Annotated in this window: 17 protein-coding genes; 8 read left to right on the top strand and 9 right to left on the bottom strand. The window is 67.9% G+C overall.

Annotated elements, in window-relative coordinates; all coding sequences use genetic code 11:
- Positions 1 to 18: 18 nt before the first annotated feature.
- Positions 19 to 573, bottom strand: a complete 555-nt coding sequence (locus ASE58_RS08280) for a DedA family protein (RefSeq protein ID WP_055819861.1) — start codon at positions 571 to 573, stop codon at positions 19 to 21.
- Positions 574 to 674: 101 nt separating this feature from the next.
- Between ASE58_RS08280 and ASE58_RS08275 the strand changes: the two genes are divergently transcribed.
- From ASE58_RS08275 to ASE58_RS08255, 5 genes are all read left to right on the top strand, one after another.
- Complete coding sequence (locus tag ASE58_RS08275) at positions 675 to 1703, top strand: COX15/CtaA family protein (RefSeq protein WP_055819858.1); 1029 nt, start codon at positions 675 to 677, stop codon at positions 1701 to 1703.
- Positions 1703 to 2497, top strand: coding sequence for a hypothetical protein (locus tag ASE58_RS08270; RefSeq protein WP_055819856.1), 795 nt, complete (start codon positions 1703 to 1705; stop codon positions 2495 to 2497). Before ASE58_RS08275 ends, ASE58_RS08270 begins: the two co-directional genes overlap by 1 nt.
- A 128-nt stretch (positions 2498 to 2625) precedes the next feature.
- A complete protein-coding gene (rplM, locus tag ASE58_RS08265) occupies positions 2626 to 3105 on the top strand; it encodes a 50S ribosomal protein L13 (RefSeq protein ID WP_082456865.1) in 480 nt (159 codons plus the stop codon).
- Complete coding sequence (rpsI, locus tag ASE58_RS08260) at positions 3105 to 3665, top strand: 30S ribosomal protein S9 (protein WP_082456864.1); 561 nt, start codon at positions 3105 to 3107, stop codon at positions 3663 to 3665. Before rplM ends, rpsI begins: the two co-directional genes overlap by 1 nt.
- Before the next feature lie 155 nt (positions 3666 to 3820).
- Positions 3821 to 4570, top strand: coding sequence for a class I SAM-dependent methyltransferase (locus tag ASE58_RS08255; RefSeq protein WP_055755708.1), 750 nt, complete (start codon positions 3821 to 3823; stop codon positions 4568 to 4570).
- Positions 4571 to 4813: 243 nt separating this feature from the next.
- Here the strand turns inward: ASE58_RS08255 and ASE58_RS08250 are convergent, their stop codons facing one another.
- Genes ASE58_RS08250 through kduI form a run of 6 tightly spaced genes read right to left on the bottom strand, consistent with a single transcriptional unit; the run spans position 4814 to position 12083 of the window.
- Complete coding sequence (locus ASE58_RS08250; protein WP_055819853.1) at positions 4814 to 5602, bottom strand: metallophosphoesterase family protein; 789 nt, start codon at positions 5600 to 5602, stop codon at positions 4814 to 4816.
- A 45-nt stretch (positions 5603 to 5647) separates the two neighbouring features.
- The gene (locus ASE58_RS08245) at positions 5648 to 6844 is read right to left on the bottom strand and encodes an MFS transporter (protein ID WP_055819850.1); all 1197 of its coding nucleotides are present in this window, start codon (positions 6842 to 6844) and stop codon (positions 5648 to 5650) included.
- Entirely contained in the window at positions 6841 to 9429 is a 2589-nt protein-coding gene (locus ASE58_RS08240; RefSeq protein WP_055819847.1) for a PAS domain-containing protein, read from the bottom strand. Before ASE58_RS08240 ends, ASE58_RS08245 begins: the two co-directional genes overlap by 4 nt.
- 55 nt (positions 9430 to 9484) lie before the next feature.
- The gene (locus ASE58_RS08235) at positions 9485 to 10486 is read right to left on the bottom strand and encodes a sugar kinase (RefSeq protein ID WP_055820995.1); all 1002 of its coding nucleotides are present in this window, start codon (positions 10484 to 10486) and stop codon (positions 9485 to 9487) included.
- Entirely contained in the window at positions 10483 to 11238 is a 756-nt protein-coding gene (gene kduD, locus ASE58_RS08230; protein WP_055756849.1) for a 2-dehydro-3-deoxy-D-gluconate 5-dehydrogenase KduD, read from the bottom strand. The genes ASE58_RS08235 and kduD overlap by 4 nt, the downstream gene beginning before the upstream one ends.
- 5 nt (positions 11239 to 11243) lie before the next feature.
- Positions 11244 to 12083 carry a 5-dehydro-4-deoxy-D-glucuronate isomerase gene (kduI, locus tag ASE58_RS08225; protein ID WP_055819845.1) on the bottom strand — a complete coding sequence of 280 codons (840 nt, stop codon included), beginning with the start codon at positions 12081 to 12083 and terminating at the stop codon, positions 11244 to 11246.
- 181 nt (positions 12084 to 12264) lie between these two features.
- Here kduI and hemF point away from each other — a divergent pair, with 181 nt between their 5' ends.
- Together hemF and ASE58_RS08215 are read left to right on the top strand one after the other, a co-directional pair.
- Positions 12265 to 13107 (top strand): oxygen-dependent coproporphyrinogen oxidase, encoded by an 843-nt coding sequence (gene hemF / locus ASE58_RS08220; RefSeq protein ID WP_055819842.1) that lies wholly within the window; start codon positions 12265 to 12267, stop codon positions 13105 to 13107.
- A gap of 4 nt (positions 13108 to 13111) precedes the next feature.
- Complete coding sequence (locus ASE58_RS08215) at positions 13112 to 13705, top strand: GNAT family N-acetyltransferase (protein ID WP_055819836.1); 594 nt, start codon at positions 13112 to 13114, stop codon at positions 13703 to 13705.
- Here the strand turns inward: ASE58_RS08215 and ASE58_RS08210 are convergent.
- Positions 13678 to 14412, bottom strand: a complete 735-nt coding sequence (locus ASE58_RS08210; RefSeq protein WP_055819833.1) for a hypothetical protein — start codon at positions 14410 to 14412, stop codon at positions 13678 to 13680. The genes ASE58_RS08215 and ASE58_RS08210 overlap by 28 nt on opposite strands.
- Entirely contained in the window at positions 14409 to 15245 is an 837-nt protein-coding gene (locus tag ASE58_RS08205) for a hypothetical protein (RefSeq protein ID WP_055819832.1), read from the bottom strand. Before ASE58_RS08205 ends, ASE58_RS08210 begins: the two co-directional genes overlap by 4 nt.
- Positions 15246 to 15305: 60 nt before the next feature.
- On the opposite strand from ASE58_RS08205, the gene lipB reads away from it, so the two are divergent.
- Positions 15306 to 15992 (top strand): lipoyl(octanoyl) transferase LipB, encoded by a 687-nt coding sequence (gene lipB, locus ASE58_RS08200; RefSeq protein WP_055819829.1) that lies wholly within the window; start codon positions 15306 to 15308, stop codon positions 15990 to 15992.
- Positions 15993 to 16035 lie beyond the last annotated feature (43 nt).

Raw genomic sequence — 16035 nt, 5'->3', positions numbered from 1 at the left:
CCGCGAGCCGGGGACGCGCTAGGTTCGCCGCTTTACCCACCACGTAACGCCGCCCAGCACCGCAAGCACTGCCGCCCCGCCCGCCAGCACCTGCCACGACGGCAGCCAGCGGCCGATCACGTCGCTCAGGCCGTGCCCGAACCAATAGCCGATCGACACGAAGATCGTCGCCCACAGCAACGCCGCCGCACCGTTCAGCACCACGAACCGCGCCAGCGGCAGCCGCGTGGTGCCGATCGCAACCGGGCTGACCGTGCGCAGGCCGTACAGAAAGCGAAAGGCGAAGACGAACAGCGTCGGGCGCCGCTCGAACGCGGCGAGCGCGCGGGCGGAGGCCGGCTTGGCGCTCCAGCGCCGGACACGCGGATGGTCGCGAAACCGCCGCCCGGCCGCGAAGAACAACTGGTCGGCGATGAACGAACCGATCGCGGCGGCAAGGATCGCGCCGACATAGGGCAGCGCCCCGCGCTGGACCATGATCCCGCCCAGGACCACGACCGTCTCGCCCTCGATTCCCGCGCCCAGCAGCAGCGCACCCAGCCCATAGCGGGCGACCAGGGCCTCGATCGTCACGGAAACGCATTTCGCATTGCACCATCGTACAGGCGTGCGGCCGGCGGTAAAGCCACATGCACCCTCTTTCTTGGCCGCCGCCGCCGCGCTAGACACCGGCGATGCTCGCCCCGCCCCTTCCTTCGCGCGCCCGTCCCGGCGCTGTCGCCCGCTGGCTCTGGTGGGTCGCGGCGCTGGTCGTCGCGATGGTGGTGGTCGGCGGGATCACCCGGCTGACCGAATCCGGGCTGTCGATCACCGAATGGAAGCCGCTGTCGGGCACGCTCCCCCCGTTGAACGCCGCGCAATGGGAGGCGGAGTTCGCCAACTACCGGAAAATCCCCGAATATCAGCTGCTGAACCAGGGCATGACGCTGGCGCAGTTCAAGGGCATCTTCTTCTGGGAATATTTCCACCGGCTGCTCGCGCGGCTGGTCGGCGTCGCCTTTGCCGTGCCGCTTGCGTGGTTCTGGGTCCGGGGTGCGATCCCGACCGGATATAAGGGGCGGCTGCTGGCGGTGCTGGCGCTGGGCGGATTGCAGGGGGCGATCGGCTGGTGGATGGTGGCGTCGGGCCTGTCGGTCAGGACCGATGTGTCGCACATCCGCCTGTCGGTGCACCTGTTGAATGCGTTGCTGATCCTCGCCGGCACGGTGTGGACCGCGCTCGACCTGCGTGAGCTGGCGGCGGATCGCTATGCCCGCCCGGCGCGGATGACTGCGATCGGCGCGGTGGCGTTGGTGGTGCTGTTCGTCCAGCTGCTGTTCGGTGCATGGGTCGCCGGGCTGAACGCCGGGCTGGTGACCGATCAGTGGCCGCTGATGAACGGGCACTTCTTCCCCGCCGACGAATGGTCGCTGCGCGCGCCGCTCGATGCGATCGTCAACGACCCCTATGTCGTCCACTTCATCCATCGCTGGTGGGCATGGGTCGCGGTCGGGGCGCTGATCCTGCTCGCCCGCGCCGCCAAGCGTGCCGGCCACCCCAAGGTCGCCCGCGCGATCCACATCACCTTCGGCGTGCAGATCCTGCTCGGCATCAGCACGGTGATGAGCGGCGTGCGGATCGAGGTGGCGGCGCTGCACCAGCTGGTCGGTGCACTGCTGGTGATCGCGGCGACCTGGGGCGCGCACGCCACCGGCCGACGCTGATGCCGCTCCTCCCGCCCGCGCCAGCCGTCGAAGCGGCGGCGGCGACCGGCTTCGCGCCGGCGCTCGACACCGCCTATCGCTACCACATCGAACAGGAACGCGACGAAGCGGGCGTGGTCCGCCGCTACGCTATTGATCGCACCGTCCGGTTTCACCGCACCCCCGATGGCCTGACCGCCGAGCTGACCATCGATTCGGTCGCGGGCGGCCTGTCCAATGGCCCCGGCGCGATGTTCGAGCGTGCCTTTGCCGGGCTGCGCGGGCAGCCGATCACCTACCAGCTATCGGATCGTGGCGAGGTGGTCGGGGTGGTCGACCGCGCGGCGCTGTGGGCGAAACTGATCGATGCCGTGACCGCACAGGGCGGCACCGATCCGGCGCGGGCGGCAATGCTGCAGAAGCTGACGGCCCCGTTACGGCTGCTGCCCGAGCGGCAGCAGGTCGCGATGCTCGGGTCGATGCTGTCGACCCTGCTCGCCCCCGACGTCGTCCGCCGCGGCGTCATCCCGCAGCGTGATATCCGCCAGCGGGGAACGCCGCCGTTCGACGGCGGATCGGACGTGACCGGCACCGAACGCATCCATGCCGAGGGCAACGCGCTGGTCGAGGAACAGCGCCTGTCGGGCGATATCGTGGCGCGCGGCGGACAGGCCAGCGGCCGGCGCACCAGCACGATCCTGCGCCGCGTCGATGCGCGCACGGCCATGGTCCTGACCCAGCAGACCGTCGTGCGCATCGAAAGCGGGTCGGCCACCTCCACCGCCACCACGCGGATAAGCCAGCGAACGCCATAAGGTATCATGATACCCGTCAGCAAAGCCGCACTTTGCTTGACTTTCCGCCGGTCCTTAGGCATTTGCCCGGCGTTCGCACCGCTCCGGTTCGGGGTGGACGCGTTAAACTTCCGAAAGGTCAAACGCCCATGAAGGCGCTCATGAAGACCACCAAGTCGGTTAAGCCGCACGAGGTGGAGAAGAAGTGGCATATCGTCGATGCCGACGGCCTGGTGGTCGGTCGCGCTGCGTCGATCATCGCCAACGTGCTGCGCGGCAAGCACAAGACGTCGTTCACCCCGCACGTCGATTGCGGTGACAACGTCGTCGTCATCAATGCCGACAAGATCCGCTTCACCTCGAACAAGGCGAAGACGAAGACCTATTACAAGCACACCGGCTATGCCGGCGGCATCAAGGCGGTCACCGCCGAGAAGGTCCTCGAAGGTCGTTTCCCCGAGCGCGTCCTGGAAAAGGCCGTCGAGCGGATGATCCCGCGCGGGCCGCTGGGTCGCGAGCAGATGCGCAACCTGCGCATCTTCAAGGGTGCCGAGCATCCGCATGAAGCGCAGAACCCGCAGGTTCTCGACATCGCGAGCATGAACCGCAAGAACAAGGTGGGCGCATAATGTCCGACAACCGCCAGTCCCTTTCCGACCTCGCGAACCTGACCGGTCAGCAGGCGCCGGCCGATGCCGCGCCGCAGGCTTCGGCTCCGCAGGCCGACGGCGCCGAAGCGCCCGCCGCTCCGGTCGAAGCACCGCGCCCGACCATGCCGCTGCGCGCGCAGGAAATCGACCAGTATGGTCGCGCCTATGCCACCGGCCGCCGCAAGGACGCCGTTGCGCGCGTCTGGCTGAAGCCAGGTTCGGGGAAGATCACGATCAACGGTCGTGACCAGGAAGTGTATTTCGCACGTCCGACGCTGCGTCTCGTCATCAACCAGCCGTTCGGCGTTGCCGACCGCACCGGTGCGTATGACGTGATCTGCACCGTCAAGGGCGGTGGCCTGTCGGGTCAGGCCGGCGCGGTCAAGCATGGCATCAGCCAGGCGCTGACCCGCTACGAGCCGGTCCTGCGTGCGCCGGTCAAGGCCGCCGGGTTCCTGACCCGCGACAGCCGCGCCGTCGAGCGTAAGAAGTACGGCAAGGCGAAGGCCCGCCGCAGCTTCCAGTTCTCGAAGCGCTAATCGTTCCTGGCACGCGCGGGAGCCGAAAAAGTTCCCGTTTGCGGCCAGTCGCGGTCGATTTGGGGCGGTTCGGTGTCGGGCCGCCCTTTTCGTTTGGGCCGTAACCGTATAGCGAGAGGCCGTCCGCGCGCTGGCGGAACAACCCAAGAGACGCCATGACCTCGCGTGCCAAGACTTCGCTGCTGCCGCTTGCCGATTCCGACCTGTGGCCGGACGAACTGCGCCGCAGCCTGTCGGACAAGCTGTTCACCATCGCGTTCGGCGCGATCCAGTGGCCGTGGCTGCTGCGCAGCCTGTCGGGGGGCAAGAAGGCGGACAAGGCGCGGTTGATGGCGGACCTGGGCCTTGCGCCCGATGCCCTGCCGAACCTTGGCAGCTGGAAGGCGGACACCGGCTATCTGTCGCTGATCGTCGACCGCATCGCCGCCAGCCGCCCGCAGACCGTCGTCGAACTGGGCACCGGCGCGTCGAGCCTGGTGACCGGCGCGGCGCTGGCCAAGCATGGCGGCGGACAACTCATCAGTTTCGACCAGCATGCCGGCTTCGTCGATGCGACCCGCGAATGGCTGGCCGAACACGGCATCGCCGCCGATCTGCGCGCGGCACCGCTGGTTGCGTCGCCCGGCGACTGGCCGGGCGTGTGGTATGATATCGACGCGCTGCCCGATCAGGTCGACCTGCTGCTGATCGACGGGCCGCCATGGACCATCCACCCCTATGTCCGCGGCGCGGCGGAGACGCTGTTCGACCGGCTGCCGGTCGGGGGCGTGGTCATGCTCGACGACGGTGCGCGGCCGGGCGAGCGCGTCGTGGCGCAGCGCTGGCGCAAGCGGTGGCCGAACTTCCGCTTCGAACTGGTCAATCGCGGAACCAAGGGGACGTTGATCGGGCAGCGTCTGTCGTAGGCGCTTTTCTCCTTCGCCTTTCGTCACCCCGGACTTGATCCGGGGTCCCGCTATCGGTGCCTGTTACCCTGAAACCGTCCCGTTCGTGCTGAGTAGGGGCTGAGTGCAGCCGAAGACCCGTATCGAAGCACCTGTGGCGGTCCTTCGATACGCCCCTTCGACAAGCTCAGCGGCTACTCAGGACGAACGGGCGAGTTCCAGGATACCCTGCTCCCAGGTACGCGGAAGAAGCGGGACCCCGGATCAAGTCCGGGGTGACGAAGCGTAGGATGTTGGCTCCAATGCCGTCACCGGCGCATCCTCCGCCCCCATCTTCCGCGCGATCGTTTCGAACTGGCCGCCTTCGATCCGGATTTCGTTGAACGACGGCGGATCATCGCGGGTGCGGGTCGACAGCGTGCCGGCACCGACCATCCGCAACTGTCCGCCGGCGGTGCCATAGGGAATGTCGAACGGGTCGTGGACATGGCCCGACAGGACGGCATCGGCACCCGCCGCCTTTACCGCGTCGAGTGCGACCGCGCCGCCGCATGTCTCCCCACTCGATTTCGTGCCGACGTCGATCAGCGGATGGTGCGCGGCGATGAAGATCAGGTCCCCCTTCGGCACGCGGCGGATCAGCTTGAGCGTCCGCGCCAGCGCCTTGTCGCCGACATAGCCCTTCGACCAGTCCCAGCGGAACTGGAACCGCGCCGTGGTCTTCAGCGGGACGATCGCCACGCCATCGATCTCCAGCGGCCGTTCGATCATCCGCTCCAGCCGCTTGTACCGCTTGTACGGCCGCACGAAGCGCGCGAACAGATTGTAGAGCGGCAAATCGTGGTTGCCGACCTCGACCGTGACCGGGCGGCCCAGGCTCTCCAGCCATTCCGCCGCCGCCTCGAACTCGGCGGTGCGCGCGCGCATGGTCAGGTCGCCGGTCATGATGATCGCATCGGGCTGTTCCCGGCGCACCGCTTCGCCGAACCACGCGATCGCCGCCTTGTCCTCCGCGCCGAAATGCACGTCGCTGACATGGAACAGACGGATCATCAGGCACTCCCGGTATTACACTAACCGGGCAACGCACGAAGCGGGTCAGCGCTCCGAACGGATCGCCAGCGCCGTCGCTCCGCCCACCGCCGCGACCAGCGCCAGCGTGACGAACACCGCGCCCAGTCCGGCACCGGCCGGCACCAGCGCGGCGAGCAATGGCGGGACGCAGGCCGGCAGCGTGTTGGTAAGGTTGAGCACGGCAAGGTCGCGCCCGCGCGTCGCGGGCGACGGCAGCATCTGCATCGCCAGCGCCGAATGCAGCGCCAGGAAGACCGACAGCCCGGTCTGCGCCACACCATAGCCGATGATCGCCCCGACAAAGCCGGGGGCGGTCGCCATGCCGATCAGCCCGGCGATGACGAGCAGCGTGGCAACGCCCAGGAACGGCTTGCGCCCGCCCAATCGGTCGGACCAGCGCCCGGCGACGATCGTCGCGACCACGACGACCGCGGTGACGATCGCCATCGCCTGCGCCACCGGCCCCGCCGGATCGCCGGTACCGCGCCAGCGATCGGCAAAGTGGAAAAAGGCATAGGCGGTCAGCCCGTTGCCCGCGACCTGCATCGCCAGCCGCGCGATCCATGCCCGCACCAGATCGCCGCGCACCACCGCGACCGGGGCGGTGTCGGCGGGCCGGCTATCGCCCCCTGCCCCGCGTTCGCGCCCCAGCAGCAGGAACGGCACGATCATCACCGCCGCAAGCGCGACATTGACCGCGAAGCGCGCGCCCTCGGTCGGGAAAAACGGCGCGGTGACGGCGGCGGCGGACAACATGCCGATCGGATGCGATATGCCGAGCAGCCCCGACACCCGCCCCTTGACCGCGTCGGGCACCTCGTCGGCCATCACCGCGACCATCGGCGCAAACATCAGGTTCAGCGCGACCTGCCAGAAGGCGATGGCGATCAGCAGCCCGGTGCGATCCCCCGCCCGGTGGATCGCGGCAAAGGCCAGCGCCAGCAGCAGCAGGCCGATGGCGATCGGCAGGCGCCGGCTGTGGCTGCGCCGCCAATGCACGTCGCTCAACCAGCCGGCGGCGATGTTCGCCACGCTGGCGACCACCGCCCCGCCCAGCACCGCCCAGCCGAGCAGCGCGACGCGGTTCGCCGGATCGATCGCCGCGACCTTCACCTGCAGCAGGATCGACACGAACGGCATGAACGCGACGAACAGCCCGCAATAGGCGAGGGTGTAGAGGGGTATGAAACCGCGCGCGGGCGCGGCCGGCCGGTCGCTCAACGCCCGGCGACCCGGCGCAACGCGACGATCAGCTGCCCGATGGTATAGGGCTTGTGCAGCAATTCGAACCCCATGGTGCCGTGCCGGACGATCACGTCGCTATAGCCGCTGGTCAGCAATACCGGCAGCGCCGGGTAGCGCGCGCGGACCCGTGCCGCCAGTTCGACGCCATCGATCCCCGGCATCATCACGTCGGAAAATACGATATCGAAGCCGTCGGATCGTTCGGCGAGCAGCGCCAGTGCGGCCTGTCCGTCGACGACATGGATCGGCACGAACCCCTGCGCCTCCAATGCCTGTGCCGTGGTGGTGCCGACCGCGACATTATCCTCGACCACCAATACGCGCAGCCCCTCGCCCGCCGGTGATGCGGGGACCTCTCGCAACGATGCCGGTCGCTGGTCGGGGGTGGTGACCTGCGGCAGATACAGCGCGAATTCGGTGTTGCCGGGAACGCTGCGCGCGCGCACTTCCCCGCCCGACTGTTTGGCGAAGCCGAACACCTGGCTCAGCCCCAACCCGGTCCCCTTGCCCAGTTCCTTGGTCGTGAAGAACGGTTCGAAGATGCGGATCAGCGTTTCGTCGTCGATCCCGCTGCCGGTATCGCCGACGGTGATGACCACGAACGGCCCCGGCTGTAGCGCGGCACCGGCCCCGGCGGGGATGCCGTCCACCCGGTCGACCGACAGCGTCAGGCACCCTTCCCCCTGCATCGCGTCGCGGGCATTGGCGGCGAAGTTGACGATGGCGGTATCGAACTGGTTCGGATCGGCATCGACGAATACGGGCGTGTCGCAGGGGCGGATCGTCACCTCGATCCGCGAGCCCGCCAGCGTGCGAACGATATCGCCCAGCGCCGCGACCGCTTCGTTGACGTCGAACACCTCCGGCTGCAACGCGGATCGGCGGGCAAAGGCCAGCAACTGCCCGGTCAGCTTCGCCGCGCGATCAACCGTATCGCTGATCGCCGCCAGATACCGCTCGCGCCGGTCGTCGCTGAGCGTTGGTTGGCGCAGCAGGTCGACCGACGAGCGCACAATGGTCAACAGGTTGTTGAAGTCGTGGGCGACCCCGCCGGTCAACTGCCCGATCGCCTCCATCTTCTGGCTCTGGCGCAACGCGTCCTGTGCCGTCACCAGCGCCTTGGTCCGGTCGACGACCTGTTCCTCCAGCGATTCGGCCAGCGCCGCCAGCTCGCGCTCGGCCCGGCGGCGTTCGGTTGCGGCGCGGGTGCGTTCGGCGACTTCGCGGACGAACGCGATCTCGTCGTCGCGCCACACACGGGGTTCGCCGTGGTTGGTGTAGATCAGCGCCGCAAGGCCACCCAGTTCGGTCAGCGGCATGTTGATGAACGCGCGGGCGTTGATCGATTCCAGCTGCGCGGCGGTGTCGGCGGTGCGCGGGTCGGTGCGCGCATCCTCGACGATCGCCGTCTCGCCGCGCTTCAGGTCGTCGATATAGCTGCCATAGTCGCGGAAGTTCAGCACCCCGGCGATGGTGGTCACGCCGGGCGCGTTCCAGTCGCGTTCGATGGTGATGGTTTCGGTCGCGCGATCGACCACGCCGTATCCCACCCGGTCGACGCTCAGCGCCTCACCGATGATCCGCGCCGCCTCCACGCCCATGTCGACCGGATCGTCGAGCAGGCGCAGCGCGTCGTTCAGCTCGGCCATCGCCGCGCGCATCCGCTCCAGCCGCTTGTACACGGTGACGTCGATCGACACGCCGGTCAGGCGGACAACCTGCCCCTCGGCGTTCAGCGTCGGCTGTCCCCGGCTGGCGATCCAGCGGATTTCGCCATCGGCGGGGCGGATGCGAACCTCAATCTCCAGCGGTTGCCCGGCGAAGCTGGCTTCGATCGCCGTCACGGCCGCCACCCGGTCGTCGGGGTGGAGGATCGCCGAGATTTCCGCAGTCGACGGCGGATAGTCGGCATCGAAACCGAAATTGGTCCGGCAGATCGCCGACAGGGTGAGTGCCCGCGTCGCGCGATCGAACGACCAGGTGCCGAAGCGCCCCGCCTCCAGCGCGAACAGCATCTCGCGCTCGCGCTCCTCCTGTTCGCGGAAGCGCCCGGCCAGTTCGGCGAGCAGGGCGGCGTTGGTCGATTCCAGGCCCTCCAGCCGCGCGCGCTCCTGCGTGACGTCGAGCTGGCTGGCGAAGAAATAGGCGAGCCTGCCATCCGCATCATGGACCGGCGCCAGCAACAGCCGGTTCCAGAACGCCGTGCCGTCGGCGCGATAGTTCCGGATATCGACCTCGACCGATTCCACCGCTGCCACCGCCGCGCGAATCTGCGCGATGGTCGCGGGGTCGGTATCCTCGCCCTGCAGGAACCGGCAGTTGCGCCCGATGATCGCATCGCGGGCATAGCCGGTCAGGCGGCAAAAGGCATCGTTGACGAACACCACCGGATTGTCGGGCAGGCGCGGGTCGGTGATGATCATCGGCATGCGGGTCGCACGCACGGCGGCGACGAACGGGTCAGTCCCGCCATCGGTGCCGGCGATCTCCAGCGCGATCCGGCGGTCGTCGCTTGCCGCCTGTCCGCCCGTGTCGCCGCCCTGTTCCACGTCGCCTCGCATCGATCACGGAAACGTGGCGCCCCCGCGGCCGTTCCCCCGCCCCGCTATGCTAGGATCAGCGGCGAACGTCCAGCCCGCCGGACAGGAATGCATCGATATCCGATTGACGAAACAGGCTGAAATCGCCGGGCAGCGAATGTTTGAGCGCGGCGACCGCCAGCCCCCACTGCGCCGCCGTCGCGTCGTCCCGCCCCGACATCAGCGCGTGCAGCACGCCGCTGGCAAAGGCATCGCCGCCGCCGATCCGGTCGACGATGCCGGATATCGCCACCTCCTGCGTCTGCACCGCGCCCGCGGGCGTATCGATCCGCGCCGACAGGCGGTGGCGGTCGGCATCGTCGACATGGCGGGCGGTCGAGGCGATATGTTTCAGGTTCGGAAACGCCGCAAAGGCTGCCTCCGCCGCCTCGCGTCGACGATCCTCGCCATCGCCCGAAAACGCCCGGCCGAGCAGCAGCGACACGTCGCGGTGGTTGCCGAACAACAGGTCGGCCATCCCGACCAGCCGGGTCAGCACGCCGCGCGGGTCGCTGTCCCATGCGTCCCACAGCCGGGCCCGGTAATTGCCGTCGAACGAGACGGTCAGCCCGCGCGCCCGCGCCGCTTCGGCGGCGGCGATCGCGGCGCTTGCGGTTTCCTCGCCCAGCGCCGGGGTGATGCCGGACAGGTGCAGGCGTGTGCAGCCCGCGAGCAGCGCGTCCCAGTCCCAGGCATCGCTGGGTGCCGTCGCGAAGCTCGATCCGGCGCGGTCGTACACGATGTCGGATGCGCGCAGCCCGGCGCCGGGGCTGAGGAAATAAAGGCCCATCCGCCCGTCGCGCACCGCGACCCGCGAACAGTCGACGCCCTGCGCCCGTAGCGCACCGACCGCGCCGCGCCCGAGCGGGTTGTCGGGCACGGCGCTCGCCATCGCGGTCGCATGGCCAAGATTGGCGAGGCCGACCGCGACATTCGCCTCCGCGCCGCCGACATGGACGTCGAACCGCCCGGTCTGCATCAGCAGTTCGCGGCCCGGTGCGGTCAGCCGCAGCAGCACTTCGCCGAAGCACAGGATCATCGCGCCAACCACCCGCCATCGACGGCCAGGATGTGGCCCTGGACATAGGCGGCGGCATCGGAGGCGAGGAACACCGCCGCCCCGCCCAGATCGCCCGGATCACCCCAGCGCCCCGCCGGAATGCGGTCCAGAATCGCGGTATTGCGCACCGGATCGGCCTGCAGCGCGGCGGTGTTGTTGGTGGCGACATAGCCCGGTGCGATCGCGTTGACGGTCACGCCGTGCTTCGCCCATTCGTTCGCCAGCAGCTTGGTAAGGCCACCGATCCCCGATTTGGACGCAGTATAGCTCGGCACGCGCACCCCGCCCTGGAAGGTCAGCATCGAGGCGATGTTGATGATCCGCCCGTGCCCTTCAGCGATCATGTGCCGCCCGGCGGCTTGCGAGAGGAAGAACACCGACTTCAGGTTGGTGTCGACCACCGCGTCCCAGTCCTCCTCGGTAAAATCCACCGCATCGGCGCGGCGGATGATCCCGGCATTGTTGACGAGGATGTCTAGCCGCCCGAGAGCCGCCAGCGTCTCGGCGACGACCCGCTCGACGGGCGCGATGGTCGACAAGTCGGCCGACACGATCGCCGCCCGCCGGCCAAGCGCGCGCACCTGTTCGGCGGTGTCGGTCGCCGGTGTCCGCCCGATCAGCGCGACATCGGCCCCCGCCGCGGCCAGCGCGACCGCGATCGCCTGCCCGATACCGGTATTGGCGCCGGTGACGGCGGCGACCCGGCCGGACAGATCGAAGGGGTTGGCCATGGCGCTCACGCCAACTGGCAGATGTCGAGGACCTGCATATCGGTATAGTCCTGATTCTCGCCCGCCATCGCCCAGATGAAGGCATAGGACCGCGTGCCCGACCCCATGTGCACCGACCAGGGCGGGGAAATCACCGCTTCCTCGTTGCCCATGACGATGTGGCGCATCGCTTCGCCCTCACCCATGTAATGGAACACCTTGTCATTGTCGGTCGGCAGTTCGAAGTAGAAATAGATTTCGCTGCGGCGTTCGTGGATGTGCGGCGGCATGGTGTTCCACACGCTGCCGGGCTTCAACACCGTCAGGCCCATGACCAGCTGCGCGCTGTCGCACACGCCGGGGATCACCAGCTGAAAGATCGTCCGCTCGTTCGATTCCTCGAGGCTGCCGCGTTCCAGCGCGTTGGCGTCGGCAATGCCGAGCTTGCGGGTCTGGAAGCCCTTATGCGCCGGGCACGAAGCCAGGTAGAAACGCGCGCCGTTGCCAGCGAATTCCACGTCCTGCGCGCCCATCGTGACGTACACGCAGTCCTTGTTGCCAAGCGTGAACACCTCGCCATCGACGGTCACCGTGCCCTCGGCCGACCCGACATTGACCACCGCCATCTCGCGGCGTTCGAGGAAGGGATGCCCCTCCGCCGACTTCGGCTCGGTCTGCGTCGGCAGCTTTACCGGGGCAGCACCCACCGCCACACCGCCGATCACGAACCGGTCGGCATGGGTGTAGTTCAGCACGCACTCGCCCTCGCGGAACAGCCCGTCGATCAGATAGCGGTCGCGCAGCTCCTCGTTCGACACGCATTCCATCATGTCCGGGTGGGTCGCGTAATAGGTGCGGTCGTACATCATTCTCTCCGATGGTAACCGGTATCAGCGATATTTTCCGCCGTGCCGGTGATCCTTGGTGCGCCAAACCCTTCGTAAAGCGGTTCGCCCATGGCGTCGAGATGGTTTATTGACACCGGTTTCTAGGCAGTCGTGCCAGAGGGCTTTGCGGCAATCGGCAATCCGGCTTAAGTCGCGTGCCATGCAACCGCTCGACCCCCAGCAACAATCCGCCCGCACCTGGTTTCAATCGCTGCGCGACCGCATCTGCGCGTCGTTCGAGGCGATCGAGCGCGACGCCGGGTCGGACGCCAGCTTCACCTATACCCCGTGGGACCGGATCGATCCGTCGGGCGCGCCGGGCGGTGGCGGGGTGCGCGGGGTGATGAAGGGTCGCGTGTTCGAAAAGGTCGGCGTGAACGTGTCGACGGTCGGCGGCACCTTCGAGGGCGAGTTCGCCAAGTCGATCCACGGCGCGGCCGACGACCCGCGCTTCTTCGCCACGGGGATCAGCCTAGTCGCGCACATGGCCAACCCACATGTGCCCGCGGTGCACATGAACACCCGCTTCCTGGTCACGACGAAGCGCTGGTTCGGCGGCGGCGCGGACCTCAATCCGCCCATTCCGTATGCGGAGGACACCGCCGATTTCCACGCGGCGATGCAGGCGGCATGCGACGCGCACGACCCGGCGCATTATCCGAGGTTCAGGCAATGGGCCGACGATTATTTCTACATTCCGCACCGCGGGGTGCATCGCGGCGTCGGCGGCATCTTCTACGATCATCTCGGCAGCGACTGGGACGCCAATTTCGCCTTCACCCGCGATGTGGGGGATGCGTTCCTGTCGATCTATCCGCAGCTGGTGCGGCGGCGCATGGACATGCCGTTCGACGATGCCGACAAGGCCCGGCAGCTGGAATGGCGCGGGCGCTATGCCGAATTCAACCTCGTCTATGATCGCGGCACGCTGTTCGGGCTGAAGACCGGCGGCAATATCGATGCGATCCTGATGAGCCTGCCGCCGCTGGCGACGTGGAGTTGACGCCATGGGGCTGATCCCGGTCAAGCCGGGCGAGGTGGCGACGATCGTCACCTCGCTGGAGATGCTGGAGCGCCCGCGCCCGGCCCCTCTGCCCGCCTCACCACTGCGCTTGGTGCGATGGGAACGACCGGCGATCGAACGATATCGCGCGCTGTTCCGGCGGGTCGGCGGGCCGTGGCTGTGGTTTTCGCGGCTGGTGATGGCCGACGACCGACTGACCGCGATCGTCCACGACGATGCCGTGCGCATCTGGGCCGTGGTCGACCGTGCAGGGATCGAGGTCGGGATGCTCGAACTCGATTTCCGCCATGCGGGCGAATGCGAGCTGTCCTATGTCGGGCTGATCCCCGAACTGGCCGGCAAGGGCCATGGCCGCTGGTTGATGGCGAATGCGCTGGCGATGGCGTGGGGCAAGGACGTGCAGCGGGTATGGGTGCATACCTGCACGCTCGACCATCCCGGGGCGCTCACCTTTTATCGCCGGTCGGGCTTCGTGCCGTATCAGCGCACGATCGAAACCTTTGCCGATCCGCGCGTCGCCGGGGTGCTGCCCGACGACTGCGGGAGCCATTATCCGTTGCTGGCGAGCCGGCGGTAGATGACTGCGCGGGTGAGCGTGTAGGCGATGAGGGTCGCCATCGACACCGCCGACGTCGCGACCGCGATGATCCCGGCGGTGAACGGATTGGTGCCACCCGCCGACGCAACCCGCGCGAGGCTCTGCAACAGCGTCTGCACGAAATAGGCACCGACGAAGATCAGCGCCCAGAGCGACAGTAACTGGATCACCCGTCCCCGCGTCAGTTCGATCGCACGGCCGATCGCGTCGCCGAAACGCCGCTCTGGTTCACCGACCAATACCGGCAGGACCAGGGCCGCGCGGCCGATGACATACAGGCCCGGCACGATGAACAGCGCGATCCCCCCGACCAGCGCGATATTGATGAGCATCGTCGCGGCGACCAGCACCGGCAGCCGCCGTGCGACGATCCGCAGTGCTTCCCCGACCGTGGGTCGTGCGGGGTCGAGCAATAGCGCGAGCAGCACCGCGACCCCGACCAGTTCGGCCAGCATCTGGAACAGCAGCAGCGGCGCATTGTCCACCAGGAACGACTGCATCGATGCCACCAGCGCCTGATCGTCCTGCCCGCCGCCCCCGACCGGGATCGGGCTTACCTGCATGAACAGCCCCAGCGCCAGATTGGGCAGGAAGAAGAATACGCCGGCGACCGCAGCGATCACGTCGCGGTCGCGCTTCCAGATATGCGATGCTTCCTGGCAGGCCGCAGCGATATTCAGCCTCATGCGAAGACGGCCGCGTCGTCCTGCTGGCCGATGATTTCGCGGTACAGCTTGCCGACGAACGCGCTCTGATACAGCGCCAGCACCGTGCTGACCGCCGCCACCGCGAACGCACCGGCGATGATCGCGGGCAACAGCGCGCCGGTGCCGCTGGTCAGCAGGCCGATGACGCCGCCGATCGCGAACTGCGCGGCCGACACCGCGATCCCTGCGACGATGGCATAGAGGAGCAGTACGCCGATCAGCTTGATCGTCATGCCGCGCGTCAGCTCGAATGCGCGACGCAGCGCGCCGACGCCCCGGCGTTCATGCGCGACGACGGCGTTGACCGGCAGCAGCCGCGCCGAAATCCACAGGATGAACAGCCCCAGCGCGACGAAATACAGCACCGCCCCGCCCAGCTTGGCGAATTCGGTCGGCTGCGGCGCGACACCGCGCATGAGCGAGGTGAAATCGAAACCGCTGGCGACCGCCAGGACGATGCCGGGGACCGCCAGCACCGTCATAGCGACGATCATCACGATGCTGATGCCGATCATCGGCAGGAAGCGGGTCTTGGCCAGCGACAGCGCGACGCGGTGCTGCTCCTGTCCATTGGGCTGCGCGGCAAAGGCGATGAGGTAGAGCGCGCCCCAGAGCGACACGAGTGCAGCGGCGACCGACAGGATGCCCAGCGCCGCGGTGACACCACCGCCCGCGCCGGCGCGCAGGCCGCTCAGGCTGCCGTTGATCGCCGGCACTACGAATTGCGTCGCCAGCAGCACCGGCATCGCCTCGCCCAGATGATCGCGGACGAAATCCACCGCGCGGTCCCAAATCGTCCCAATCTTTGCCATCGTTGCACTTGCTCCCCTTTTATCCGATGGACGCTGTACCCATCCTGACCCCGAATGAAAATGGCCCCTGACCCCAGCATACCGCCCTTCGCGATCGCCCAGCGGATCGAATGGCGCCCCGAAACCGGACAGATCGACTATCCGTCGGCGCTCGCCACGATGGAGGCGCGCGCGACCGCCATCGCCGATGGCCATGCGGACGAGCTGATCTGGCTGCTTGAACATCCGCCGCTCTACACCGCCGGCACCAGCGCCGACCCGGCCGAGCTGCTCGACCCGCGCTTTCCGGTGCATGCCGCCGGGCGCGGCGGGCGCTATACCTATCACGGGCCGGGGCAGCGCATCGGTTATCTGATGCTAGACCTCACCCGGCGCGGGCGCGACGTCCGCCGTTTCGTCCATGCGGTGGAGGCGTGGGTGATCGGTGCGCTGGCGACCTTCGACATCCATGCCTATGCCGTGCCCGACCGGATCGGCATCTGGACGGCGGACGGCGGACAGGAGGCAAAGATCGGCGCGATCGGCGTCCGGGTCCGCCGCTGGGCGACCTTGCACGGATTTTCGGTCAATCTGGCCCCAGATTTGTCACATTTCGGGGGCATCGTGCCGTGTGGGATCGCCGAATTTCCCGTGACCAGCGCAGCGGCGCTGGGGAAATCGGTCGACCCTGAGATGTTCGACGATGCGCTCGCCGCCGGCCTGCCGGCGTTTCTGGACGGGCTGTACCCTCCTGCGAAAGAGGCTTGAGGGCGGACACCCCTTCGACTAATGTCCAGCGCGGATTGGGTAT

It is taken from the genome of Sphingomonas sp. Leaf9 (genome assembly GCF_001421355.1).
Classification (GTDB): domain Bacteria; phylum Pseudomonadota; class Alphaproteobacteria; order Sphingomonadales; family Sphingomonadaceae; genus Sphingomonas.
Note: the sequence above shows the minus strand (reverse complement) of the source record. Positions and strands in the feature narration are given on the sequence as shown.

Bases quoted from the DNA above. Each gene is read 5' to 3' on its own strand.
- ASE58_RS08275 (WP_055819858.1), top strand. From the start codon at position 675: ATGCTCGCCCCGCCCCTTCCTTCGCGCGCCCGTCCCGGCGCTGTCGCC.
- ASE58_RS08270 (WP_055819856.1), top strand. From the start codon at position 1,703: ATGCCGCTCCTCCCGCCCGCGCCAGCCGTCGAAGCGGCGGCGGCGACC.
- rplM (WP_082456865.1), top strand. From the start codon at position 2,626: ATGAAGGCGCTCATGAAGACCACCAAGTCGGTTAAGCCGCACGAGGTG.
- rpsI (WP_082456864.1), top strand. From the start codon at position 3,105: ATGTCCGACAACCGCCAGTCCCTTTCCGACCTCGCGAACCTGACCGGT.
- ASE58_RS08255 (WP_055755708.1), top strand. From the start codon at position 3,821: ATGACCTCGCGTGCCAAGACTTCGCTGCTGCCGCTTGCCGATTCCGAC.
- ASE58_RS08250 (WP_055819853.1), bottom strand. From the start codon at position 5,602: ATGATCCGTCTGTTCCATGTCAGCGACGTGCATTTCGGCGCGGAGGAC.
- ASE58_RS08240 (WP_055819847.1), bottom strand. From the start codon at position 9,429: ATGCGAGGCGACGTGGAACAGGGCGGCGACACGGGCGGACAGGCGGCA.
- ASE58_RS08235 (WP_055820995.1), bottom strand. From the start codon at position 10,486: ATGATCCTGTGCTTCGGCGAAGTGCTGCTGCGGCTGACCGCACCGGGC.
- kduD (WP_055756849.1), bottom strand. From the start codon at position 11,238: ATGGCCAACCCCTTCGATCTGTCCGGCCGGGTCGCCGCCGTCACCGGC.
- kduI (WP_055819845.1), bottom strand. From the start codon at position 12,083: ATGTACGACCGCACCTATTACGCGACCCACCCGGACATGATGGAATGC.
- hemF (WP_055819842.1), top strand. From the start codon at position 12,265: ATGCAACCGCTCGACCCCCAGCAACAATCCGCCCGCACCTGGTTTCAA.
- ASE58_RS08215 (WP_055819836.1), top strand. From the start codon at position 13,112: ATGGGGCTGATCCCGGTCAAGCCGGGCGAGGTGGCGACGATCGTCACC.
- ASE58_RS08210 (WP_055819833.1), bottom strand. From the start codon at position 14,412: ATGAGGCTGAATATCGCTGCGGCCTGCCAGGAAGCATCGCATATCTGG.
- ASE58_RS08205 (WP_055819832.1), bottom strand. From the start codon at position 15,245: ATGGCAAAGATTGGGACGATTTGGGACCGCGCGGTGGATTTCGTCCGC.
- lipB (WP_055819829.1), top strand. From the start codon at position 15,306: ATGGCCCCTGACCCCAGCATACCGCCCTTCGCGATCGCCCAGCGGATC.